General features: G+C 64.5%; 22 protein-coding genes. 8 read left to right on the forward strand and 14 right to left on the reverse strand.

What is annotated here, in order from left to right; genetic code table 11:
* Nucleotides 1-210: 210 nt before the first annotated feature.
* Entirely contained in the window at nucleotides 211-588 is a 378-nt protein-coding gene (locus VFO25_09845; protein HET9343202.1) for an STAS domain-containing protein, read from the forward strand.
* Here VFO25_09845 and VFO25_09850 read toward each other — a convergent pair.
* Nucleotides 585-1004 carry a hypothetical protein gene (locus VFO25_09850; protein ID HET9343203.1) on the reverse strand — a complete coding sequence of 140 codons (420 nt, stop codon included), beginning with the start codon at nucleotides 1002-1004 and terminating at the stop codon, nucleotides 585-587. The genes VFO25_09845 and VFO25_09850 overlap by 4 nt on opposite strands.
* Before the next feature lie 68 nt (nucleotides 1005-1072).
* Here VFO25_09850 and VFO25_09855 point away from each other — a divergent pair, with 68 nt between their 5' ends.
* Nucleotides 1073-1267 (forward strand): hypothetical protein, encoded by a 195-nt coding sequence (locus VFO25_09855; GenBank protein HET9343204.1) that lies wholly within the window; start codon nucleotides 1073-1075, stop codon nucleotides 1265-1267.
* On the opposite strand, the gene VFO25_09860 is transcribed toward VFO25_09855, so the two are convergent.
* Nucleotides 1264-1479 (reverse strand): hypothetical protein, encoded by a 216-nt coding sequence (locus VFO25_09860; GenBank protein ID HET9343205.1) that lies wholly within the window; start codon nucleotides 1477-1479, stop codon nucleotides 1264-1266. The genes VFO25_09855 and VFO25_09860 overlap by 4 nt on opposite strands.
* Before the next feature lie 100 nt (nucleotides 1480-1579).
* On the opposite strand from VFO25_09860, the gene VFO25_09865 reads away from it, so the two are divergent.
* Complete coding sequence (locus tag VFO25_09865) at nucleotides 1580-2689, forward strand: iron-containing alcohol dehydrogenase (GenBank protein HET9343206.1); 1110 nt, start codon at nucleotides 1580-1582, stop codon at nucleotides 2687-2689.
* A 112-nt stretch (nucleotides 2690-2801) separates the two neighbouring features.
* Here the strand turns inward: VFO25_09865 and VFO25_09870 are convergent, their stop codons facing one another.
* A complete protein-coding gene (locus VFO25_09870; protein HET9343207.1) occupies nucleotides 2802-3140 on the reverse strand; it encodes a hypothetical protein in 339 nt (112 codons plus the stop codon).
* Between the two features lie 21 nt (nucleotides 3141-3161).
* Nucleotides 3162-3800, reverse strand: coding sequence for an MBL fold metallo-hydrolase (locus tag VFO25_09875; protein HET9343208.1), 639 nt, complete (start codon nucleotides 3798-3800; stop codon nucleotides 3162-3164).
* A gap of 65 nt (nucleotides 3801-3865) precedes the next feature.
* On the opposite strand from VFO25_09875, the gene VFO25_09880 reads away from it, so the two are divergent.
* From VFO25_09880 to VFO25_09895, 4 genes are all read left to right on the forward strand, one after another.
* A complete protein-coding gene (locus VFO25_09880) occupies nucleotides 3866-5116 on the forward strand; it encodes a hypothetical protein (GenBank protein HET9343209.1) in 1251 nt (416 codons plus the stop codon).
* 88 nt (nucleotides 5117-5204) lie between these two features.
* Nucleotides 5205-6242, forward strand: a complete 1038-nt coding sequence (locus tag VFO25_09885; GenBank protein HET9343210.1) for an acyl-CoA reductase — start codon at nucleotides 5205-5207, stop codon at nucleotides 6240-6242.
* Nucleotides 6239-7594 (forward strand): aspartate aminotransferase family protein, encoded by a 1356-nt coding sequence (locus VFO25_09890; protein ID HET9343211.1) that lies wholly within the window; start codon nucleotides 6239-6241, stop codon nucleotides 7592-7594. Before VFO25_09885 ends, VFO25_09890 begins: the two co-directional genes overlap by 4 nt.
* A gap of 419 nt (nucleotides 7595-8013) precedes the next feature.
* Nucleotides 8014-9285: an MFS transporter gene (locus VFO25_09895; GenBank protein ID HET9343212.1), complete on the forward strand. Its 1272-nt coding sequence runs from the start codon at nucleotides 8014-8016 to the stop codon at nucleotides 9283-9285.
* Nucleotides 9286-9489: 204 nt separating this feature from the next.
* On the opposite strand, the gene VFO25_09900 is transcribed toward VFO25_09895, so the two are convergent.
* The 5 genes from VFO25_09900 to VFO25_09920 all read right to left on the reverse strand — a co-directional run bounded on the left by VFO25_09900 (nucleotide 9490) and on the right by VFO25_09920 (nucleotide 15246).
* Nucleotides 9490-10323 carry a hypothetical protein gene (locus tag VFO25_09900; GenBank protein HET9343213.1) on the reverse strand — a complete coding sequence of 278 codons (834 nt, stop codon included), beginning with the start codon at nucleotides 10321-10323 and terminating at the stop codon, nucleotides 9490-9492.
* Between the two features lie 110 nt (nucleotides 10324-10433).
* Nucleotides 10434-11729 (reverse strand): dihydrolipoamide acetyltransferase family protein, encoded by a 1296-nt coding sequence (locus VFO25_09905; protein HET9343214.1) that lies wholly within the window; start codon nucleotides 11727-11729, stop codon nucleotides 10434-10436.
* A 66-nt stretch (nucleotides 11730-11795) separates the two neighbouring features.
* Nucleotides 11796-12779: an alpha-ketoacid dehydrogenase subunit beta gene (locus VFO25_09910; protein ID HET9343215.1), complete on the reverse strand. Its 984-nt coding sequence runs from the start codon at nucleotides 12777-12779 to the stop codon at nucleotides 11796-11798.
* 8 nt (nucleotides 12780-12787) lie between these two features.
* The gene (locus tag VFO25_09915) at nucleotides 12788-13804 is read right to left on the reverse strand and encodes a thiamine pyrophosphate-dependent dehydrogenase E1 component subunit alpha (protein HET9343216.1); all 1017 of its coding nucleotides are present in this window, start codon (nucleotides 13802-13804) and stop codon (nucleotides 12788-12790) included.
* A complete protein-coding gene (locus VFO25_09920; protein HET9343217.1) occupies nucleotides 13801-15246 on the reverse strand; it encodes an NAD-dependent malic enzyme in 1446 nt (481 codons plus the stop codon). Before VFO25_09920 ends, VFO25_09915 begins: the two co-directional genes overlap by 4 nt.
* Nucleotides 15247-15379: 133 nt before the next feature.
* Here VFO25_09920 and VFO25_09925 point away from each other — a divergent pair, with 133 nt between their 5' ends.
* A complete protein-coding gene (locus tag VFO25_09925) occupies nucleotides 15380-16513 on the forward strand; it encodes a hypothetical protein (protein ID HET9343218.1) in 1134 nt (377 codons plus the stop codon).
* 236 nt (nucleotides 16514-16749) lie between these two features.
* On the opposite strand, the gene VFO25_09930 is transcribed toward VFO25_09925, so the two are convergent.
* Genes VFO25_09930 through VFO25_09950 form a run of 5 tightly spaced genes read right to left on the reverse strand, consistent with a single transcriptional unit; the run spans nucleotide 16750 to nucleotide 22772 of the window.
* Complete coding sequence (locus VFO25_09930) at nucleotides 16750-18228, reverse strand: glycosyltransferase (GenBank protein HET9343219.1); 1479 nt, start codon at nucleotides 18226-18228, stop codon at nucleotides 16750-16752.
* Nucleotides 18225-19373: a HEAT repeat domain-containing protein gene (locus VFO25_09935; protein HET9343220.1), complete on the reverse strand. Its 1149-nt coding sequence runs from the start codon at nucleotides 19371-19373 to the stop codon at nucleotides 18225-18227. Before VFO25_09935 ends, VFO25_09930 begins: the two co-directional genes overlap by 4 nt.
* Before the next feature lie 29 nt (nucleotides 19374-19402).
* Nucleotides 19403-19792 (reverse strand): response regulator, encoded by a 390-nt coding sequence (locus VFO25_09940; GenBank protein ID HET9343221.1) that lies wholly within the window; start codon nucleotides 19790-19792, stop codon nucleotides 19403-19405.
* Nucleotides 19793-20188, reverse strand: a complete 396-nt coding sequence (locus VFO25_09945; protein HET9343222.1) for a response regulator — start codon at nucleotides 20186-20188, stop codon at nucleotides 19793-19795.
* Nucleotides 20189-20192: 4 nt separating this feature from the next.
* Nucleotides 20193-22772, reverse strand: a complete 2580-nt coding sequence (locus VFO25_09950; GenBank protein ID HET9343223.1) for a M1 family aminopeptidase — start codon at nucleotides 22770-22772, stop codon at nucleotides 20193-20195.
* Nucleotides 22773-22799 lie beyond the last annotated feature (27 nt).

The following is a 22799-nucleotide window of genomic DNA, read 5'->3' on the forward strand; positions in this document are numbered from 1 at the left end:
AGCGCACACCCGGGTTTTCCACTGTCTCTGGCTCGCCTCTCTTGTCGACCGCGGTCCCTCGCTTGGATTATCGGCACGGTCGACGCCCCGGTTGCACTTTACGTGATGTCCGTCACACTTTGACCAGCGTCACACTCTGGACCATGAGGTCGTTTGCCGTCACGGTGGGACCACCGTCGGGTCCTACGAGCAGGACGGTCGAACAAGCGTATGCAGACACGGGATAAATTCGATTCCGCACTTCGCAGCATCAAGATGCCTGCGACGGAATCGTCGCGTTCGCCGGTAGCGATCATCGACGTCGGAACGCGGCTCGACTATCGCGCGGCGGAGCGGATGAAGCGCCGTTTCAAGCAATTCGCGGCCGACGGCCGCCATCGCCACATCGTCGATCTATCGCAGACGAGTGCGCTCGACTCAGCCGGACTGGCCGGTTTGATCTCGGCGTTGCGCGCGGTCCGCGACAACGGCGGTTCGGTCGACCTCGTCGTCAAGTCCGGCAATGTCACGCGCATCCTCGAGCTCACCTCGGTCACGCGGGCGTTCAGGGTCCACCCTTCATTGCAAGAGGCGCTCGCCGCCGTCTAGTCCGCCTGCGGCGCGCGATACGTCGGGCCGCACGTCATCGGCGCATCCGGCCGGAAATCGCGCCACACCGACTCGATCTCGACCTCGAACGTGGAACGACCGTCGTGCGCGGCCCTTGGCGGCTTCGTCATGCGTCCTTTTATGGTATAGGCTGCCCCATCGAGGACGTACCAGAGCGACATGGCTTTGCGCGCGATCAGATTCGAGCATGTCGTGCTCTCTGCGGCGAGTGCGATGCGAAGGCGCTTGTCGTCGATAGGTGAGATCTCGGCGGTTGAAAGAACGGCGAAGCGGATAGAGCCGTCTTCGTCGATCGTGCCTAGGATGACGGCAGTCGCCGCCTCACCGGACCTGGGCCGATGGCCGAGCTCCAGGCCGACGGGTGCCGGAAGGCGGTCCCCGACGTGGTCCGACACGGCCGGATCAACGCCTCGCTGCGCGGGCGGGCGTGTTGCAGCTGCCGCCTGATGCCGAATATATATGTATGCAACGCTCGATCATGTTCTGCAACGAGTGCGGCACGCGGCTCGAAGAAGAGGACCGCTTGTGCTCCTGCTGCGGCACCGACGCGAGCGAGGCCAACTCGATCAAACTGCTGCGGCGGACGCCGCCGCGCAAGGGCAAACGCGACGGCTTCGAAGAGGCCAAAGACGAGGACTTCTTCGAGCTGCTCATCTAGGCGTCGCCCTTTTGCCGCGTGAAGCGTTCGAGCACGTACTGCGCGATCTGCTTCGCCGCAGCCGATGAGAAAAACCCGAACTGGCGCGGAGACGTCGTGCTCTTCGCGATCGCTTCGTCGATGACGCCCCGCGCGAATGTCTCGAGCGCGTCGTCTCGTTCGTACTGATACGGATTTACGGCCGCGGCCGGCTTCGCTGGCGTATCTTCCATTCTTGAGCCTTCCTCGGGTGTGAAGTGATTTCCGCGCCTCGTCGCGAACGACATGTGGCGTTACGCGCAATCGCGCGCACGCCGACGTCAGGGAGCACGCATGAACGCTGCTAGCAATCCCGTGCCCGCCATCGCCGCAGATCTCGGATTCACCCATCAATCGCTTCCGCAACGGGTCGTCTGCAAACGAGGCTGTCGCCTCGATATCGCGGACGAACTCGCGTTGCTCGGATGCTCGCGGGCGATGTTCGTCACCGGGCCTCGGGCCCACGGCCATCCTGGCGCGCAGGAGATCAAGGGCGCGCTGCTCCCGCTGCTTGCGGACGAGTTCCTCGAAGTCGATCCGCGAATGCCGACGTCGCTCGTCGCATCGTTCGCATCGCGGGTCGATGCGGCGGGCGCCGATGTCGTCGTCGCCTTCGGCGGTGGTGCGACGATCGATCTTGCGAAAGCGGGTGCGCGCGCGACCGGGCAACTGCGCGGAGGTGCGAACGAGGTGCCTGCGGTCGTGGCGATACCGTCGACGCTCGTCGGCGCCGAACTCACCGCCGTACCGGGCGGGAGCGCTCGGACCGTCTTGTACGACCCCGAAGTGCTGGCGCGAGCCGGCCTTTCTTCTGTTCTCGCGAGCGGTGCGGCAGCGCTGTCGCACGGCGCAGAGGCGCTGTATCGGCGCGGCGATCCGCTCGTCGAGACCTCGGCGTCGGAAGCGATCTATCGTCTGGCCGACGCGTTGCCGCGTTTCCGCGACGACCCTGAGGATCTGCTGGCGGCGCAAAGCTTGTTCCACGGGGCGTATCTCGCGGCGTTCGCAATGTCGCGGTCGCAGATGGGTTTGGCCCACGGGATCGCGCGGACGATCAGCGCGCGCACGCCGGTCTCGTATTCCGTCGCGCATGCGATCGTGTTGCCGCACGCACTGCGCTACAATCGCTCGGTGCTAGGCGATCGGATCGCGCTTGCCGGCCGCGCCCTTGGCGCCGCGTATCGAAGCGAGCCCGACGACGACGCGGCGGTCAAGACGTGCAATGCGCTCGAGCGGCTCGTGCGCGCTTTAGGATTGCCGGGGCGCCTAAGCGACGCCGGCATCGAAGAGGGCGCGCTATTGTCGCTCGCAGAGGCCGCGCTTGCGAACCCGTGCATGATGACGAACCCGAAACGGATCGACAGCGCAGGCCAGATCCTGTCGGTCCTCCGCGCCGCCTTCTAAACGGCGACAATCCGGGCGCTCGACGATCCGCGTCGCTCGACAGTCCGCGTCGCTCGAAATAGAGCGGTCGACCTTTAAGGTCGACCGCCGCGGTCTTTTCGCTGGGCTGATCCTAATGTGGCAACTTAGCCTTGTCCACGATCATAATAACGTGCTCTTGAAGGAGCGTCGGACCTCCCGCGGGTTCCACGACAACTGCGTAGTATTTTTCGTATTCATGAACGATGATGCTGCCACCACGAACATACGCGTCATCGCACGAGTGATTAAAGCCCTTGATTTGTTCGCAAGCGACAACCAAGACCGGCACAATGGCGCCCTTCACTTCGTATGTCGCGAGGGGTGAGGGCACGGGGATGGGGGTCGGATCGTTCGCCTGACTCCAACCAGCCGACGCAGAAGCACTAAGAGCGACCGCCGAAGCCGCGGCCACGATCAAAGGAATATTCACACGCGCCATTTCTGGCCCCCACTACAGGAATGGATTCGCTTTGCGCTCCGTGCCGATCGTCGTGCGAGGGCCGTGCCCGGGTATGACGATCGTTTCATCCGGCAGCGTCAAGAGTTTCGACTTGATCGAAGTGATGATCTCCTCGAACGATCCGCCCCACAAGTCCGTCCGTCCGATGCTGCCCGCGAATAGCGTGTCGCCCGACAGCACGATCGGCGTGCTCTCGGGCAGCACGAGCGAGACGCTGCCCGGCGAATGTCCAGGGGTATGGCGCACGTCGAAGGTCACGGCCCCGAGTGAGAGGCCGGCTTTCTCGTCGAGCGTTCCGTCGAGCTTCGTCATCGAGGGCGGATCGATGCCAAGCCACTGCGCTTGCATCGCGAGCTCGTCGTAAAGCGGCGCGTCGGCTTCATGGAGGAGCACTTTCGCGCCGGTCAACCGCTTGAGGTCGCCGAAGCCGCCGACATGGTCGATGTGCGCGTGTGTTGCGACGATCGCCGCCACTTTGAACCCGCGGCGGTCGAGCACAGCGGTCACGCGCTCGATCTCATCTCCCGGATCGACGACGATGGCCGTCTTCGTCACGTCATCGCCTACGATCACGCAGTTGCACATCAGCGGACCGACCGGAAACGTCTCGATGACGAGATTGGCGGGCATGGCGCGCGATGTTCTCTGGGTTCGCGAAAGGTCCCCGCACGCGTGCGCGAAAGTCGGACGCCGACATGACCCTGACGACAAACGGGGATGACGGCCGCGATGCGCAGGCTCGCGCGCTCGACGAGCAGATCCTGAGTTTCATCGCATCGGAGCGGCCATCAGACGCCGATTTCGACCGGCTCGCGCTGGCCTGCTTCGCATATCAATACGAACGCTGCGAACCATATCGGCGGCTTTGCGATCGAGCGGGGCAATCGCCGCACGACGTTTCGTCGTGGGTTGACGTACCGCCGGTCCAAAGCGCGTCATTCGCGATCGCGCGCCTCGCATGCTTCCCACGCGAACGCACGACGGTGGAATTCCATTCGAGCGGAACCACGTCGTCCGGCGAGCGCGCATCGACGATCGAGCTCGATTCGCCCGAGCTCTATGAAGCTTCGCTGCTCGCGCATTTCCGCCGCCGCATAATGCCCGACGCTCCGACGATGCGGATCCTCGCGCTCGTGCCCTCGCGAACCGATGCGCCCAACTCGTCGCTATCGTACATGGCCGCGCACCTCATCGATTCGGTCGGGGCTGACGGCAGCGGCTTCTTCATCGTCGACGGCGAGCTCGCGTACGAAGCATTGTGCGAAGCGCTCGCTCGGCCGGAGCCGGCGATCGTCTTCGGTACCGCGTTCTCCTTCGTCCACCTCTTCGACCGTTGTCGCCCCGATGGCCTGACCTTCCGTTTGCCGGCGGGCAGCCGCGTTGTCGAGACCGGAGGCTTCAAAGGGCGGTCGCGCGAGGTGCCACGCGAAGAGTTGTACGGGTCCTTCACCGAGTTTTTGGCCGTGCCGCGCGAGATGTGCGCATCTGAGTACGGCATGTGCGAACTCAGTAGCCAGTGGTACGATGCGACGATCGAGCGCCGACCTTCGCTCGGCATACCACATTCTGCCGGCATACCACATGCTGTTGACATACCACATGCTGTTGACATACCACATTCTGTTGACATACCACATCCTGTCGGCATGCCACATTCTGTTGGCAAACAACATTCTGTTGGCACAGCACATTCTGTCAAGGTCGGGCCGCACTGGGCCAAAGCGATCGTCGTAGATCCCATGACCGCACGACCGGTCGAGCCGGGAACCGAAGGGCTCATCCGCATCTTCGATCTGAGCAACCGAGGATCGGTGTGCGCGCTCGTCACGGGCGATCTCGGCGTCGAGCGCGATGGCGGCTTCGTCCTGCTCGGGCGATCCGCGGGCGCCCCACCGAAAGGATGCAGCATCGAAGCTGACGAGCTGCTGACTCGCGGCCGTGGTTGATACCTCGGTTCGCGCGCAGCTCATCGCGCGCGGCGCGGCGCAATGGCGCGATCATCGATCAGAGGTCCGCGAAAAAGCTCGGCTGGCTTTGCGCGACTCGGAGTGGTCGTCGGCCGTCGTGGAGGCAGCGCTCGGCGATGTCTTATTCGACCTCGACGACGAGCGCTCGCAAACGCTGGCAGTGGAACGGCCACGCGAAGATGAGCGACCGGTTCTCGTCATCCTGCCGGGCAACATCATCGGTCCGGCGATCGCGTCGGCCTACTGCGCTGCGGCGGCGGGCGCGAACGTCATCCTGAAGTCGCCTGGAAGTGAGAGGAAGATCGCGCCGATCATCGCCGAGCAATTCGATACGCTCGGCAAGCCGCTCGCCGGCACGATCGACGCGCGATATTGGAAGGGTGGCGATTTCGAGATCGAGCCGGCTTTGTTCCAATCGGTCAGAAAGATCATCGCGTTCGGCTCGGACGAGGCGCTCGACCAAATCGAACGACGCGCGCCGGTCCCTCTCCGCGGCTACGGTACATCATATTCCGTAGGCTTCGTCTCTGCGGACACTGATCTGGCGAGCGCCGCTTCCTGTGCGGCGCGCGACGTCGCGATGTTCGACCAGCGCGGCTGCATGTCACCGCGGACGATTTACGTCGAGGGTGATGAAGGACGCTCGTTGTTGTTCGCTCGCGCACTCGAAGCCGAGATGCGGAACGTCCGGCAGACATTGCCGCGAGGGCGGATAGCGCACGACGAAGCCGCGGCGATCGCGATGTCAATCCGCAAGTTGTCGGTGAACGCCCTCGCGCCGAAGACGCACGGGCTCGACACACTCATCGTCGGCCCGGACGAGGGCGGCGTGCCGGGCTTCGTAATCGTCGTGGAACCGGATGGTCCGCCGACCACCGAGGGCTTCTCGCGCATCGTCTCTGTCAAACCGTGCGGGAACATCGATACAATCGTAGCCATCGCGATGACGGCAACGATCAAGCTCGAGTCACTTGGAGTGTGCGGCGTCGTCACTTCCGCTCAGCGCGAACGCCTCCTCGCCGCCGGCTTCCTACGCGTGTGCCGGCTTGGCGAGATGCAGCGTCCGCCGTTCGGCTACCGGCCGACCGTTGAGGATTTCAGATGACCGGCCGCGACCTCGCGAAGATCGTCGTGACGCCTCCCGGTCCGAAGAGCCGGGCGCTCACGCGCGACCTCCAGGCGGTCGAGAGCCGGAACATCACCTTCGTGTCCGACGATTTTCCCGTCTTCTTCGAAGCCGGCGCGGGCGCGAATCTCCAAGACGCGGACGGCAACGTCTACGTCGATCTGTCGGGCGCGTTTGCCGTCGCAGCTGCCGGGCACAGCGACCCGGATATCGCCGAAGCGCTCGGAGATCAAGCGAAGCGGCTCATGCACGGCATGGGCGACGTTCACCCGAACAGCCTCAAGGTCGAACTTGCGAGACGGCTGTGCGCGCTCACGCCGGGCGACGGGCCCAAGCGGGTCATCTTCTCTTCCTCGGGCGCCGAAGCGATCGAATCGGCCATCAAGACGGCCGCGATCGCGAGCGGCAAGCCGGGCGTCCTTTGCTTTACCGGCGCCTACCATGGTCTCACGTACGGCGCGCTCGAAGTGACCGATCGGAGCATCTTCCGCGCGCCGTTCGTCCGACAGCTCGGCGGTTTCTCGACGCGCGTGCCGTACGCGTACTGCCATCGCTGCCCGATCGGCCTTCATTATCCCGGCTGTTCGATCGAGTGCTTGCGGCTGGTCGAGCACGCCCTCGATGGACCCGACGGCGCCGACGTCGGCGCGATCATCGTCGAGCCGATCCAAGCGCGCGGCGGCGACGTCGTGCCTCCGAACGAGTGGCTTCGAGGTCTGCGAGCGCTCTGCGATAGGCGCGGTCTGCTCTTCATCGCAGATGAGATCTACGCAGGCTTCGGTCGCACCGGGAAATGGTTCGCCTGCGATCACGCCGGCGTCGTCCCCGACCTCATCTGCGTCGGCAAGGGGATGTCGTCCGGATTCCCGATCTCCGCGTGCGTCGGCAGCGCGGATCTCATGGATCGTTGGCCCCCATCGTCGGGCGAGGCCATCCATACGTCGACGTTCCTCGGCAATCCGATGGGCTGCGCCGCAGCCCTCGCTTCGATCAGGCAGCTGCACGACAAGCGGCTCGTCGAGCGTGCTGCGACACTCGGAGCGGGGTTGGCACAGCGGCTCGAAGCTCTTCGCGCAAGATCGGAGGGCCGTATCGCTGATGTCCGCGGTCGCGGTCTCATGTGGGGCCTCGAGTGCGTCGACGAAAGAGGCGAGCCCGACGGAGCGCTTGCCGGCGCGATCGTCGTCGGCGTCTTGCGACGCGGCGTCGTGATGCTGGCGTCTGGTCCCGCGGGCAGCGTGCTCCAGCTTGCTCCGCCGCTCGTCATCACGGACGAGCAGTTGCGGTTCGGTGTCGACGAAATCGAGTCGGCGCTGGTTCAAACCCGCTAATCGATCTTATCCACAATTTAATTTCAAAACGAACAGAGATTCGTCTTGCGCCTTGGGAGCGCAGCAAGTATACTGCGCATACACCGACCGCGGTGCCGAGAAATAAAGCAACAACGGATGCTACGTTTGCAAGCGTAGAGAGCAGAGTTTCTCGGGGATGGTACCCCGCCGTTGGGGATCCGGCTTCCAGCCGGATGATGGACCCGGGGATCGCGTCCCGGTAAAGTCTACGCAGACGGATCAGAGTTCCGGAAACTCTAAGATCCCGAGCGCGACGATAGCGCCATCGACCAAACAGGAAAGGACCGGGCAGCAATGCCCGGTCCTTTAAGTTTTGTTGTGCGTGAGCGCACATGCGCGCTCGATTGCGCGTGCGACGAGGTAGGGCATGGCTTGCGCCTCCGGAAAAGTTAACCGTAATGCCCGTCGACGCGTCCCTAGACTCCACCACACTTGATCCCGCCCCACCACTTCGCTCCAGATTCGGCGCCCTCGCGTACCGCGAATTCCGGCTGCTCTGGTCGGGTCTTGTCATCTCGAACACCGGCTCGTGGATGCAGTACTTGGCGCAAGGCTGGCTCGTCGTCGAGTTGGCGGCGAGCGCCAGCCAAGGCGCTTTGTATCTCGGTCTCGTCGGCCTCGTCAGGGCCGTCCCGGTGCTCCTCCTGTCAGGCGTTGCGGGCACGCTTGCGGACCGCATGGACCGTCGGCGGATCCTCGTGGTCGCTCAATGCGTCATGGGAGGCAGCGCGCTCGTCCTCGGCCTGCTCACGCAGTTCGGCGTCGTGCGGATATGGGAGGTTATGATCGTTGCGGCCTTCTCGTCCGCCGGCGCCGCGTTCGACGCGCCGACGCGTCAGTCGCTCGTGCCGCTCATCGTCCATAAGCGCGACCTCATGAACGCGATCGGCCTCAACTCAGCGGCGTTCAACGGACCGGCGATCATCGGCCCGGCGCTCGCAGGCGTTCTCGTCGCATCGATCGGCGTCGTACCGTGCTTCTATATCAATGCGGCGTCGTACGTCGCGGTGCTCATCGCCGTCGGTATGATGTCGCCGAAACCACCCGTCGAAGGCGTCCATCGGCCGGGGATCTGGCACGAGATGCTCGCCGGCGTCAGGTACATGCGCAGCAGCACGCCGCTCATGGGCATCATGGTCCTCTCGACGATCGTCGCGATCGTCGCGCGCCCGTATATCCAGTTGCTGCCGGCGTTCGCAAAGGGCGTCATCGGCGGGGGGCCGGGCACGCTCGGAATCCTCGGAAGCGCGGCCGGAGCCGGAGCGCTGGTGGGATCGATCACCACGGCATTCATCGGATTGAAGCGCCATCGCGGTCGAGTTCTCATAGGCGCAGCGCTTTGCGCCGGTCTCGCTCTCGCGCTATTCGCGAGCACGCGCAGCGAGCTGACCGCGTCGATCGCGCTCATCTTGCTCGGCTCGACGATCATGCTCTTCATGGGGATGGCGAACACGCTGTTGCAGACGTACACGCGCATCGACATGCGCGGGCGCGTCATGGCGCTTTACACGATGACGTTCCTCGGTCTCATGCCGCTCGGTACGTGGGTGCTCGGTTCGGTCGCGAGCGTTTCGTCATTGCCGGTCGCTTTCACGTTCGCAGGTTTGGGGATCGTCGTCGTCGCGCTCGTGTGGGGTTATCGAGCGGTCGAACTGCGCGCCCTCGACTAGCCGAGCTTCGCTCGGCCTACTACATCATCGAGGGAAAGTCCGCGGCGGTCGACCATAAAGGTCGACCGCTCCCCATTCCCATTTTAAAAGACCGCGGCGGTCGACCATAAAGGTCGACCGCTCCCCATTCCTATTTAAAAGACCGCGGCGATCGAGATAAATCTCGACCGCTCCCTATTTCTATTGAATAGCGATCGAGCTGATCTAGCCGTTCGTGTCTTCGATGCCGATTATCTGGAAGCCGCTGCCGAGCGTGTCGACGACGTAGATGCTGACGTTCTGCTTGCCGAGCGGATCGGGCAGAACGTCGCCGGTATTGAGACCATTGAGCGCCGAGGCCGGAATCGATGCGGTCGCTGTGCCGAGCGTGTAGCCGCCCGACGGGATAAGACTGGTCGGACCACGCGAAACACCCGCTGCGGCCGGATTGCCGATCGGCTGATTCGTCGGACACGCCTTGCAATTGACCGTGAATTGCACGGAACCGGCATTGAGCGAAGCGTTATGGAATACGCCCATGACATCGCCGAATCCGGATTGGAACAAGCCGTCCTTGTAGAGGTAGCCCTGGAAGAACGGCGGCGCGGGCGGCGGCAATATCGTCTGGCCTGCGAGGACGAACGAGTATTTGTTGTTCGCCGACGTCGCGATGGGCAGACCGTAGACTTCGCTGCCCTCGGGACCGCCGGGTGTCGTCGGGGACGCGAAGATCTGGATCAACACCTGGCCGGACACGACCGAGACGTACGGCAAGATCGCCGCGGAACCGGGAAGTCCGCCTTGCGAGTACGGAACGAAAGGCGCGACCAGCTTGCCGTCGAGGAAGACGTCGACGCACGTCGTCGCGACGCCGAAAACCGTGCATGGCGAGCCGGCGTCGGGCGATCCGTTGACCACCCGCACGAGCGCGTTGTTCGTGGAGAAGCCTTGGCCGTTCGGACCGTTCGGCGGCATCGGCAGATCGCTGCCGGTGCAAGACGATAGGACGAATGCGGTGAGCGCGGCGACGGCGGCGGCTGCGAAGCGTCGATGCTTCAAGCTCATCGAAAACCTTTCGTAGACGTTCGGACGCGACAGGCCGTCTCCACGTGGCGGCCGCACCTGGGGTTCGCCCGGAAGACGACCTTTCCCGTCCGCCGGGCCAGCCCTTAAGCCGGTTGGAACGACTCCAACTGCGCCTTCACCGACCCTAGGAACCGGGACGCGGCCGCCCCGTCAAGGACGCGGTGATCGATGCACATGCACAGATTCATGATCGAGCGGATCGCGATGGCGTCGTTGACGACCCACGGTCGCTTGACGACCGCTTCCATCGTGATGATCGCGGCCTGCGGCGGGTTGATGATCGGCACCGATGCGATGTTGCCGAGCGCACCGGTGTTGTCGACCGTGATCGTTCCGTCGGTGAGATCTGCCATCGTCAGTCGCCGCTTGCGTGCTTTGTCGACGATCTCGTTGATCGCTTGCGCGAGGCCGGCGAGACTGTAGCGGTCAGCGTCGCGCACGACCGGCACGACCAAGCCGTCTTCGACGTCGATCGCGATGCCGACGTTGATGTGCTTGCGCATGATGATGTGGTCGCCCGCCCACGTGCTGTTGACGGCAGGCACATCGCGCAGCGCGCGGCAAACGGCCGAGACGACGATCGGCAAGTATGTCAGGTTGACGCCCTCACGCGCCTTGAACGCCGCCTTCTCCTTGTCGCGCCAGCGCGAGAGTTCGGTGACGTCGGCTTCCATCATGCACCACGCGTGCGGGATCGTCGAGGTCGAGAGGACCATACGCTCGGCGATCGTCTTGCGCATCTGCGAGAGACGGACGACAACGTCTTCATCACCGGCAGGCGCGATAGGCACCTGCGCCGGTACCGCCGTGGGAATGCGCGGCGCTGCAACTGTTGCGCTTGCGACTTGCGCCGCGGGCGAGTAGCGATCTGCGGCCGCGGCGCCGGAGCCGACATGCGCGGTCACGTCGTGCGCGGTAACGCGGCCGCCGCGACCCGTGCCGGAGACCGAACCGAGATCGATGCGATGCTCGCGCGCGAGCTTACGTACTGCAGGCGAGTACCGCACGCCGTTGCCGCCGGTCGAAACGGGGCTCGGCGATGTCGCGCCGACGTTCGCGTGGCTTGCACCGCTCGGACTCGCGGATGTCGCGGTCGAAGGCGCCGCTGCGCTCGAACCGCTCGACGACGGCGCTCCACCGATCGCCGCCTCGCCGATCTCGCATATCGCCACGCCCACCGGCACCGTCGTGCCTTCCTGCGCGAGTATCGACGTCAGCGTGCCGGCGAACGGTGACGGGATCTCGGACGCGACCTTATCGGTCTCGACTTCGAGCAGCGGTTCGTACTTCTCGACCCGGTCGCCGACTTTCTTGAGCCAGCGTCCCACCGTTCCTTCGGTGACGGTCTCGCCCAGCTGCGGCATGATGACTTGTGCCAACTCCGACCCTCGCCGAGCTTCGCTCGGCCGGTCGAGCTAAAGCTCGACCGCTACATTCACGTACGTCTAGAATTGCGCGAGTTCGCGCATCGCGTCGGCGATCCGCTCTGGCGACGGCATGAACGCTTCTTCGTACTCTTTCGCGTAGCCCATCGCCGGAACGTCGGGCCCGCACAAGCGCTTGATGGGCGCGTCGAGCTCGAAGAGCGCCTCCTCGGCGATCGCTGCCGAGATCTCCGCGCCGACGCCGCCGAACTTGTTGTCTTCGTGCACGACGAGGACACGTCGCGTCTTCGTCGCCGAGTTGATGATCGTCTCGCGGTCCATCGGACGGATCGAGCGAAGATCGACGACCTCGGCATCGATGCCTTCTGCAGCGATCTTCTCCGCCGCTTCGACCGCGAAATGCCGCATGAGACCGTACGTGATGACGCTCAGATCCTTGCCGGCCCGCGCGATATCCGCCTTTCCGATCGGCACGGTATGCCGGCCTTCGGGCACCTCGCCTTTGATGAGCCGATACGTGCGCTTGTGCTCGAGGAACAGCACCGGGTCTTCGTCGGCGATCGCGCTCGTCAACAAGCCCTTCGCATCCGCTGGCGTCGACGGCGCCAAAACCTTGAGTCCAGGCACGTGGTAGAAGAGCGCTTCGATGCTCACCGAGTGCGACAGCGCGCCGCGCACGCCGCCGCCGTACGGCGTGCGGATGACGAGCGGGCACGAGTTGCCGCCGGCGCTGCGATAGCGCGTCTTCGCCGCTTCGCCGACGATCTGATTGAACGCCGGATAGATGAAGTCGGCGAATTGGATCTCGGCGATCGGCCGCAAGCCTGCCATCGCCGCGCCGATCGCGACGCCGACGATCGAGGCTTCGGCGAGCGGGGTGTCGATGATGCGCTCGCGCCCGAACTCTTCTTGGAATCCGGCGGTGATGAGGAAGACGTTGCCGCGCGCGCCGACGTCTTCACCCATGATGAAGACGCGCTCGTCCGACGCCATCGCGTCGTGGAGCGTTTCGCGTACCGCTTCGAGGAGATTCTTCGTCGCCATGATCGTCCTTAAGAAAGGGGGCCGGAGTGGTAGACGTGCGTGTAGAGGTCGGCTTCGGTCGGTGGCGCCTGCGCTTCGGCCCAATCCGTCGCGTCGTTGACCTCGCGCAGCGCTTTCGCTTTGAGCTCGGCGATCGTGTCATCGTCGATCATGCCGCGTTCTTTCAGCCAGTTCTCGAAGCGCGGGATCGGGTCGCGCGTCTTCACCGCCTCGATCTCGTCTGGGGTCCGGTACGTGAGCTGGTTGTCGTCGCTCGTGTGCGACATCGCGCGATAGCACTTCGCTTCGACGAGCGTCGGCCCGCCGCCCGAACGAGCTCGCTCGACCGCGTCGCGGACCGTCTCGTACGACTGCACAGGATCGGTGCCGTCGCAGATGACGCCGGGGAATCCGTAACCGGCCGCGCGATCGGCGACGTTCTTGACGCCCATCTGCAACGACTGGTGGACGGAGATCGCGTACTCGTTGTTCTCGCAAAGGAACACGATCGGCACTTTGTGGATCCCGGCGAAGTTGAGCGCCTCGTGCCACTCGCCCTCGCTCGTCGAGCCTTCGCCGAACGAGGTGAGCACGACGGCGCTCTGTTTGCGCATCTTCGCCGCGAGCGCGATGCCGACGGCATGCGTGACGTGGGCGGCGATGATGCTCGAGATGCTCGCGATCTGACGATCCGGCACGCTATAGTGGTTCGGGAACTGACGCCCGCTCGAGAAGATGTCGCCCTTGCGCGCGAACAGACACATGAGCTGCTCGCGCGGGGTCACGCCGAAAGAGAGGGCCATGCACGTGTCGCGATAGTAGGGTACGAGCCAATCGACGCCCCGCCGAAGCGCGAACGCGGCGCCGACCTGGATCGCTTCGTGTCCCTGGCAGGTCGCTGCGAACGGGATCTTGCCTTGACGGTTGAGGGCGAACCCGCGGTCGTCGCACGTGCGGGTGAGCACCATGTAATAGTACATCTCGAGCAACCGCTCCGGAGTGAGACCCTCCGGCAGCGATGCCCGTACTTTCGGCTCGCTTTTCATGCGCTGCCCGTTCGAACGGCCTCCTCTGATTTCATCCTTTTGCGCGCGACGCCCGACTCGATCGCTGCATTCGCGACGGCGCGACTCACCGCTTCCACGACCCGCTTGTCGAAGACGCTCGGGATCACATAATCCGCCAACACCTCGTCGTCGCCGATGACGCCGGCGATCGCGTGTGCGGCGGCGAGCAGCATCGACTCGTTGATGCAGCTCGCGCGCACGTCGAGCGCGCCGCGGAAAATGCCCGGGAAGGCGAGCACGTTGTTCACCTGATTCGGATAGTCCGAACGTCCGGTCGCGATCACCGCGACATACGGCTCCGCCAGATCCGGCGATATCTCCGGAACCGGATTGGCCATCGCGAAGACGATCGAGTCTTTCGCCATCGACTTCACAGCGTCGAGCGACAGGGCATTCGGCCCGCTCAGCCCGATGAAGACGTCGGCGCCTTTAATGACGTCCTCGAGGCTGCCCGAGCGAAAATCTTTGTTGCCGTTGTCGGCGATCCACTGCTTCATCGGGTTGTCGTACGTCGTGCCGCGGACATATGCGCCTTCTAGGCCGACGCCGATGACGTCGCCCGCGCCCGCCGAGAGCAAGAGTTTCGCGCACGAACCGCCGGCCGCGCCGATGCCGAGGATGACGACGCGGACGTCCTCGAGCTTCTTGCCGACGACCTTGAGCGCGTTGATAAGCGCCGCAAGTATGACGACCGCCGTGCCGTGCTGATCGTCGTGCATCACCGGGATGTCGAGTCGCTCGATGAGTCGGCGTTCGACTTCGAAACAGCGCGGCGATGAGATGTCTTCGAGATTGATCCCGCCGAAGCCGGGCGCGATGCGCACGACCGTTTCGACGATCGCGTCGACGTCTTTCGTATCGAGGCAGATCGGAAACGCGTCGACGCGCCCGAACTCCTTGAAGAGCATCGCCTTGCCTTCCATCACCGGCAACGCGGCGAAAGGACCGATGTCGCCGAGCCCGAGGACGGCGGTGCCGTCGGTGACGACGGCGACCATGTTCGCTTTCGCGGTAAGCGTGTATGCTTTCGACGGGTCGTCGGCGATCGCGAGGCACACGCGTGCGACGCCCGGCGTATAGACGCGCGACAGCGCATCGCGATTGTTGAGCGGTATGCGGCCGAGCACTTCGATCTTGCCGCCGAGATGCGCGAGGAACGTCCGGTCGCTGACGTCGACGACGTGCGTGCCTTCGATCGCCGAGATCGCGTCGACGACGTGCTTCAGGTGCTCTTCATCTCCGACTTCGATCGTGATGTCGCGGACGGCGGAGCGCCGCGTCGCCTGGCTGACGTCGACCGCGCCGATCCGGCCGCCTACGCGTGCGATCGCTTCAGCGATCTTCGCGAACGTGCCGATCTGCCGCGATTGTTCGACGCGGACCACGGCGGTAAACCCGATCTTCATGTCGTGATTGGTCACGCTTTGCCGGCCTCCGGCCGCCACGCTTCGACCCGCGGGGGGCCGCACCCACCGACCCGTCGAAGGTTTTTGCTGCGCTCGCCGCATCGCGGGCGTCGTCCCCTGCGCGGGGCCGGCCGGAGATCACTCACTCGTGCGTCGATTCATCGCCGTCGCTCTCGCCGTAGCGATTCTCACCGGTCCGATCAGCGGGTGTTCGCAACCCATCGATCCCGGCAGCTCGGTTCCGGCGCAGTCGCAGCCGTTCGTCGCGCTGCTCGCGCTCATCGGGCTCGGGATCGGGCTCACCGCGTTGCATCACCACAACGAGTCGCACTCCGGCTCCGGCGGTACGGGCGGCAATGCGGTCGGTGCGCAGTTCAGCGTCGCGCCTTTCATCAGCGGCTATAAACCGGTCGACCTCGTCGTCGACCCGGTCAACGTCGCGCTCGGAGCGCTCGAATCGCCGCTCGCGGGCGGCGGAACGGGCAAGTTCACGGAGATCCAAGATCTCAGCAATACTGCCCAGCCGTTCGGAACGTATACCTTGCCTGCGAACTACTCTCCGAGCGCAGTCGCGATGGACGCGAACGGGCTCACATGGTTCGTCGACGCGACCGGCAAGGTGCAAGGCTGCGCCTCGATGACGTCAGCCACGACGACGTGCACGTCCGCCGGCACCTTCAACGACGGACTCGGCGCGGGGTCGCGCTCGATCGCGGTCGACGTCGGCTTCATCGTCGTGATCGTGGACGGCGGGAACGGCAAGGTGAAGTGGTGGGCGACCGAAGGGTCGAGCGGAAGCGGCACCGGCACGTACTCATCGACGTCGACATCGCCGATCTACGCCGCCGACGCGATCGAACTGACGACGACGCCGCCGAGCGGCTTCACGGTCTACCATCAAGATGGCTCGTCCGACTTCATCACGTTCACACTGACCGGCTCGACGTTGTCGTTGACGCCTCAGGCGAACTTCCTCTATACGCCCGCTTCGCTCGTCGGATTGAGCAACATCGGAGGCGAGGTCTCGGGCAAGGATGCGGTCTTCGGTTTCACCGGCGAACCGGCGGGATCGTATTCGATGACGAAGTACGAAACGGCGACCGCTGCCGGCATCGGACAAGCGACTGCGACGTCCGAGCTCATCGACTTCAACGGCCAGGTCGGTAATCCGAGCGGGGCACCGTTCACCGCACCGCTCGACTCCTCGCACCTGGACACTGGAGAGAACTCGATCTGGGCGATCGACGCCGGTGGCCGCATCGTCAACTTCGCCCCATTCTGATCGCGACCGTCGTTTGTAGCGGTCGTTCTTGAGTGAGGAAAGGGAGCGGTCGAGCTTTAGCTCGACCGCCGCGGTTGTTCTTGAGTGGGGAAAGGGAGCGGTCGACCTTTACGGTCGACCGCCGCGGCCTTGCTTCAAGGTCGTCTCCGGTCGAGCTAAAGCTCGACCGCCACAAGTCATTCGTCTGTAAGGTCGTCTGCGGTCGACCGTGAAGGTCGACCGCTCCATTCAATTTCTTACGCGGCTTTGGCGGGCGAGCCGAAGCCTTGGCGTTGCTGGGCGCCCCATTGTTTCTGACCGCGGATCCAGTCGATCGTGCCACGCAGGCGCCACCAGAGCGTCAGTTGCCGGTAGCCGAAGTTCTCGATGATGGCGTACAAGTTGAGCGTCAGCAGCTCTTTCCAGCGCGGATAGCGGTGGAATGAAGCTTCTTCCAACAGCACGGAGCTCACCGATAGGATGATGCCGAACACCACCGCGCACATCGTATAAAGGAAGGCGTTGAGCGGCGCGAGCAGACCGAGCAGCGCGGCGAGCGGCAATAAGATGTAGCCTGAGAGCTCGACGATCGGGCCGATCGCCTCGATGAACAAGAAATACGGCATGCCGAACCAGCCGACGCGCCCATAGGTGCGGTTGAAGAACAGGTCCTTGTGCTTGAGAAGCACCTCGAACATCCCGCGGTGCCAGCGATTGCGCTGGCGGCCGAGGGTCTCCCACGTCGCCGGCACCTCCGTCCAGCAGACGGTCTGCGGTACGAAGAGCACTTCATACTCGCGCTTCTGCTCTTTCAAGTGACGGACGATCTTGACGACGAGTTCCTTGTCCTCGCCGACCGTGTCGGTCGAGTACCCGCCGACGATCTTCGCCGTCGCCTTGTGGAAGAGCCCGAACGCGCCCGACACGATGAGCATGACGTTCAAAGCCGACTGCGCCGTCCGTCCGCACAAGAACGCTCGCATGTACTCGACGATCTGGAAGATCTCGATCGGCCTGCGCGGCAAGCCGACCGCTTCGACGCGGCCTTTGATCACGCGGCAGCCGTTCGCGGCACGGATGATGCCGCCGGTGATCGGGACGAACTTCGTGCGGTCGAGCATCGGCTTGACGACGTGGAGCAGGGCGTCCTCTTCGAGCAGCGCGTCGGCGTCGACCGTGCAGAAGAGCGGATAGCGCGACGCGTTGATGCCCGCGTTGAGCGCGTCGGCCTTCCCGCCGTTCTCTTTGTCGACGACGATGAGCTTCGGATAGCGCGGCGACGCGTACAGCCCGCGCACGGGCTTGCTCTTCACCGAGTTCTCGAACGTGAACTCGAGACGCTCCATACCAAAAGCTTCGATGAGATATTGGAGCGTCTGGTCTTTCGAGCCGTCGTTGATGACGACGACTTCGTGTTTGCTGTATTTGAGACGGAGCAGCGAGCGCACCGACTCGACGATCGTCGCGCCTTCGTTGTACGCCGGACAGAGGATCGAGATCGGCGGCACGAGGCGCGATCGGAAGATCTGCTCGAGCCGCTCCTTGTCGCGCGAGCGCAAGTACGACCGCACTTCCGCCAGCGCCATGAGCGTGAAGACGAGGTATACCGAGTCGACGAAGATGACGTAGAAGAACACGACGTCGTTGAACGCGAGGATCATCTTGCGCAGCAAGAGGTGGATCGGCGCTTCGTCGGCGACGAGCAGCGGGATCAAAGCGAAAACGGCAGCCATCATCGTGCGATCGCCGTCTTACGAGATTTCGCAGCCGACGCGATGAGATGGAGCTGCAGCGCGGACACCGATGCGCGGCGCGCCGGCGAATCGGGCGCTTCGATCATCGCTCGCGCGAGCAGTCGACGCCCGTCTTCGCCCACCTTGACGAGCGCCTCGGCGGCATGCTGTCGCACCCACCATACGCCATCGTGGAGCCCTTGCTCGAGCGTGCCGAGGTAGCGCGCGCGTTGCGAGCGTTCGTGCGGCGCACCGAGCGCCTCGAGCGCCTTCATGACGCGCACGCGGACGAACCAGGCGGGATCGGCGGCCGCTTTCATCACCGCTTCGGTCGCTTCGAGCGCGCCCGCTCGTCCGAGCGCCTCTGCCGCACGCGCACGGACCTCCGGCGATACGTGCGTCAAGGCGCGGATCGCCGGATCGAAATCCGACATCCAGCCGATGTCGGCGAGGATGTCGAGCGCGAGCGCGGACATGCGTGCGTCGTCGTCGTCGATGGCAGCGGTGAGCGCGGGAACCGCCATCATGCCCATGCGGGCGAGGACTTCCGCGACGCGGACCTGTTGGAAGCGCGTCGGATCGCGCAGCGCCTTGAGCAGATGCGCGACGGCAGGTTCGGCACCGACGACGCCGAGCGCTTCGGCCGCCGTGATGCGCACCATCGCGTCCGGATCGTCGTTGAAGATCTCGATGAGCGCCGGGATCGCGATGCGCGAGTGCATGCCGCCGAGCATCATACATGCCTTGAGACGCGTCTCGCCGAGCGGCGAGCGCAGCTGGCGCATCGACGCCGCGACGTAACCGGCGGACTCGAGGATCGTCACGAGCCGGCCGCGCAGGTCGCCGCTGATGAAGCTGAGATGGTCGACGAGGAACTCTCGCACCGCATCGCCGACAGGACCGCCCGGCTTCGGGATGGTGTAGAGCTGCTCGCCGTCGATGAGCACCGCGCGATCTTGTATCGAAAATGCGCGTTCGGTATCGAGTATCTTGCTGAGGACGCTGGTCATCGACTCGCGCACGTGCACGTGCACCGCCGCTCGCCACTCGCGATACATGCGCATCGTCATGATGAACAAGACGAGCGACGCGAGCGCGATGCCAAGTGACGACAGCACGAGTTCGAGCGTGACGAGTTCGAGCGACATCTACATATAGGGATATCGGCGGGGGAGGCCTATTGACGCTTGGCGAGGACCGCCCGAACCCGCACTTGGAGCTCGCGTGGCGAGAACGGCTTCACCATGTAGTCGACGGCGCCGGAATCGAAGCCCTCGAGAACATCATGTTCCTGACCGCGGGATGTGAGGAACATCACAGGTACCTCGGCCGTCGCCGGATCGCTCTTGAGCGCGCGCGCCACTTCCCAGCCATCCATCCGCGGCATCAGCACGTCGAGGATGACGAGATCAGGCTTCGACTCCCGGACGCACTCGAGCGCTTCTTCTCCGTCCGATGCGACCGTGACGTCGCAGCCCGCGTTGGTCACCGTCATCTCGACGAGACGGCGGATGTCGGGATCGTCATCGGCGATGACGACGCGCGGCCTGCTCTCTTGTTCGTCCATCTATTGCCGCGCGTTCGGTGCGAGGATGCCGCGCACCCGGTCAGCGAGCACGACGGGATCGAACGGTTTGTCCAAATAGCCGGCGGCACCGGCGGCGAGACCCTCGGCGCGATCGCTGTCCGTGCACTTCGCCGACAAGAAGACGATCGGTATCTCGGAAGTCGCGGGCGATGCCTTCAGCCGCTTGCACACGTCGAGTCCGTCAGCGCCGGCGAGCATCCGATCGAGTACGATGACATCCGGACGGCGCTGCGCGATCGCCGCGTCGACGCCGTCGGCACCGTCGCACGTCACGACTTCCCAATGGCCGATGAGCTTCAGCGCGAGACCGATGATGCGTGCGATATCGGCCTCGTCTTCGACGACGAGAACCGTGCGCACGTCCAACGCGTCCACGCGGTCAGCGTCTCTTGGGCGCGGCTTTGCGGCCGTTTTTCGATGCCGCCGTGCGGCCGCTCGCTTCGAGCCTGTCGATACGCTCGCCGAGCGCGCGGTTCTGCGCGCGCAACTCGACGAGTTCGTCGCGCAGCTTCACGAGCTCCGCGGGCCGCTCGGCGTGCTCGCGAATGGCTCTGATCGCTTCGGCGCAGCGGCGCTTGAGCCGTCCGTCGACGTCTTGCGCCGCGATCGCCTCGAGCGCGGGCAACGCCGCGATGTCGTGGAGCGCCTGGAGCGCCATGACCGACGAGATGCGGACGTCGAACGAGCGGTCGTCGAGCAGCGCGATGATCGCTTCGCGCACGTCCTTGCGCCCCTCGCCGAGTTTCGCCAGCGCTCCGATCGCCGCGCGGCGGGCGCGCCTGTGACGACCGTATTTCGTCCAATCGAGACAGATCGGCACGGCGCGTTCGTCGCCCAGCTCGGCGAACCCGGCGAGCGCGCCGCAGCGCACGACCTCGTTCCAGGACTCCTTCGCCATCGATTTCTTGAGCATATCGAACGCGCTCGCCGCGCGCGTCCTGCCGATCGACGTCGCGGCCTCGGCCTCGACGAAATAAGACGCGTCTTTGCGGGCGAGCGGTGTCAGCGATTTCACCGCATCTTCCGAACGGAAATCGCCGAGCGCGTGTGCGACCGCCGCTCGCGCCTTCGGGTGCTTCACTTTCGTGGCCGCTGCGAGCGCCGCGAACGCTCGATCGCCACGGATAAGGCCGAGCGCACGAGCCGCTTCCGCTTGAACGCCCCAGAATTTGTCTGAACGCAACGCGCCGGCAAGCGCTTCAACGCTCGCAGCCGACGTATCGGTGGACAAAGCCCGCGCAGCCTGGACGCGGGCGGCGACGAACGGATGCGTCGTCAGTTGACGCGCGAGCATCTCGAACGGCACATGCTGTTTCAGCGCTTTCAAGATATCGCCGCGCGGGTCGAAGACGCACGTCACGGGCTTCGCACGCAAGTTGAAGTGGAACGTCTGCTCGGTCGAATCGCAGTCGACCGTGAAGGACTCCGACGCGCCGCTCGAGTGGCCGAACTCGATCGTGATCGGCGTGTCGAATAGCGGGGTCTGCTCGTCGACCGTCTGCGTCTGCTTCACGGTGAGGACCGCCTGCCCGCGCGCGTCATCCCATTCGTACGCGACGTCGAACTCGGGGTGACCGGCGCGAAAGACCCACTGGTCGAAGAACGGGGCGAAATTGAGACCGGTGACCTCTTCAATCGCGCGCGCGAGATCGACGGTCTCGACGTTGCGCGTCGCGTTGTCTGCGACGTAGCGCCCCATCGCCTTCCAGAACAGGTCGTCGCCGAGACGGCTGCGGACCATGTGCAGCACGCACGCGCCCTTTTCGTAGAGATGACGATCGAACAGCTCGACGGGCTCCATGTAGACGTTCGTCACGATCGCGCGGCGGTATTGCTCGGCGTCCTCGCGCTTGTACGTGTCCTGGAGCGCGACGCGGTAGTACTGGAATTCGTCTTCGCCGCGATCGAATTCGCGGTAGAGCGCCTCGAAGTATGTCGCAAAGCCTTCGTTGAGCCACGCATGGGACCAGTCGCGGCACGTGAGCAGGTCGCCGAACCATTGATGCGCGAGCTCGTGCGCGACGAGCGGATCGCTCGAGAAGTCGAGATGCGCGCGCGCGTCGTGGAGCGTGTCGTCGGTCTGCGTCGTCGCCGTCGTGTTCTCCATCCCGCCGAAGATGAAGTCGGTGACAGCGACTTGCGCGTACTTCGCGTAGGGGTACGGATAGCCGAGGATATCGCCGAAGAACTTCACCATCTTCGGCGTCGCGCCGAACGAGCGGGCGCCGTCCGCCTCGCGACCGGGCCGGACGTAGTACGAGACCGGAATATCGCCCACCATGTCCGTGTGCTCGGAGAACTTGCCGGCGACGCAGGTCACGAGATACGTCACGTGGGGGACGTCCATCTGCCAGTGGTACGTCGTCGTCTTGCGCTTCGTATCGCGCGTCGTCTTGAGGAGCGCACCGTTGCTCAGGACGAAGAAGCCCTTCGGCACCGTCGCCGTGACTTCGGTCGTCGCCTTCGCGTTCGGATAGTCGATGCACGGGAACCAGTAATGCGCGTCCTCGTCTTGGCCTTGCGTCCACACCTCGACCGGTTTTTTCGGATAGCCTTCGTCCGGCCCGATGAAATAGATGCCTTGACGCGGCTGCCGAGCTTCGTAGTCGATGATGATCGTCGCCGACTTGCCGGCGCGTAACGGCGTGTCGAGCGCAACACGCAGCTTCGTGCCGGTCATGTCGAAGTCGAGCTGCTTGCGCGCCGGCGTCGATGCCTTGAGGATCGTCAGCTGCGCTGCGTCGAGATCGACGTGCGAGATGGTCGCGCCGACGGCGGTGAACGTCGTCGCGCAGCGGCCGTATAGGATCTTGCGCTCGAAGTCGAACGACAGCGTCAACGCGATGTGGTCGACCTTCGCGGGCCGATCGGGTCCGTAGCGCGCTTTCGCGGCGGGCAGAGCGAACGGTCTGCGGCGCAGCGCCACATCGAGCGCCCGCCGGCAATAGGCTTCGTTCATCCTCGTCCTTCTGCGAGCGTCCCCAGC

The organism is Candidatus Eremiobacteraceae bacterium (assembly GCA_035710745.1).
GTDB lineage: Bacteria > Vulcanimicrobiota > Vulcanimicrobiia > Eremiobacterales > Eremiobacteraceae > JANWLL01.

Bases quoted from the DNA above. Each gene is read 5' to 3' on its own strand.
- VFO25_09845 (HET9343202.1), top strand. From the start codon at position 211: ATGCAGACACGGGATAAATTCGATTCCGCACTTCGCAGCATCAAGATG.
- VFO25_09855 (HET9343204.1), top strand. From the start codon at position 1,073: ATGCAACGCTCGATCATGTTCTGCAACGAGTGCGGCACGCGGCTCGAA.
- VFO25_09860 (HET9343205.1), bottom strand. From the start codon at position 1,479: ATGGAAGATACGCCAGCGAAGCCGGCCGCGGCCGTAAATCCGTATCAG.
- VFO25_09865 (HET9343206.1), top strand. From the start codon at position 1,580: ATGAACGCTGCTAGCAATCCCGTGCCCGCCATCGCCGCAGATCTCGGA.
- VFO25_09875 (HET9343208.1), bottom strand. From the start codon at position 3,800: ATGCCCGCCAATCTCGTCATCGAGACGTTTCCGGTCGGTCCGCTGATG.
- VFO25_09880 (HET9343209.1), top strand. From the start codon at position 3,866: ATGACCCTGACGACAAACGGGGATGACGGCCGCGATGCGCAGGCTCGC.
- VFO25_09890 (HET9343211.1), top strand. From the start codon at position 6,239: ATGACCGGCCGCGACCTCGCGAAGATCGTCGTGACGCCTCCCGGTCCG.
- VFO25_09895 (HET9343212.1), top strand. From the start codon at position 8,014: ATGCCCGTCGACGCGTCCCTAGACTCCACCACACTTGATCCCGCCCCA.
- VFO25_09910 (HET9343215.1), bottom strand. From the start codon at position 12,779: ATGGCGACGAAGAATCTCCTCGAAGCGGTACGCGAAACGCTCCACGAC.
- VFO25_09915 (HET9343216.1), bottom strand. From the start codon at position 13,804: ATGAAAAGCGAGCCGAAAGTACGGGCATCGCTGCCGGAGGGTCTCACT.
- VFO25_09930 (HET9343219.1), bottom strand. From the start codon at position 18,228: ATGATGGCTGCCGTTTTCGCTTTGATCCCGCTGCTCGTCGCCGACGAA.
- VFO25_09935 (HET9343220.1), bottom strand. From the start codon at position 19,373: ATGTCGCTCGAACTCGTCACGCTCGAACTCGTGCTGTCGTCACTTGGC.
- VFO25_09940 (HET9343221.1), bottom strand. From the start codon at position 19,792: ATGGACGAACAAGAGAGCAGGCCGCGCGTCGTCATCGCCGATGACGAT.
- VFO25_09950 (HET9343223.1), bottom strand. From the start codon at position 22,772: ATGAACGAAGCCTATTGCCGGCGGGCGCTCGATGTGGCGCTGCGCCGC.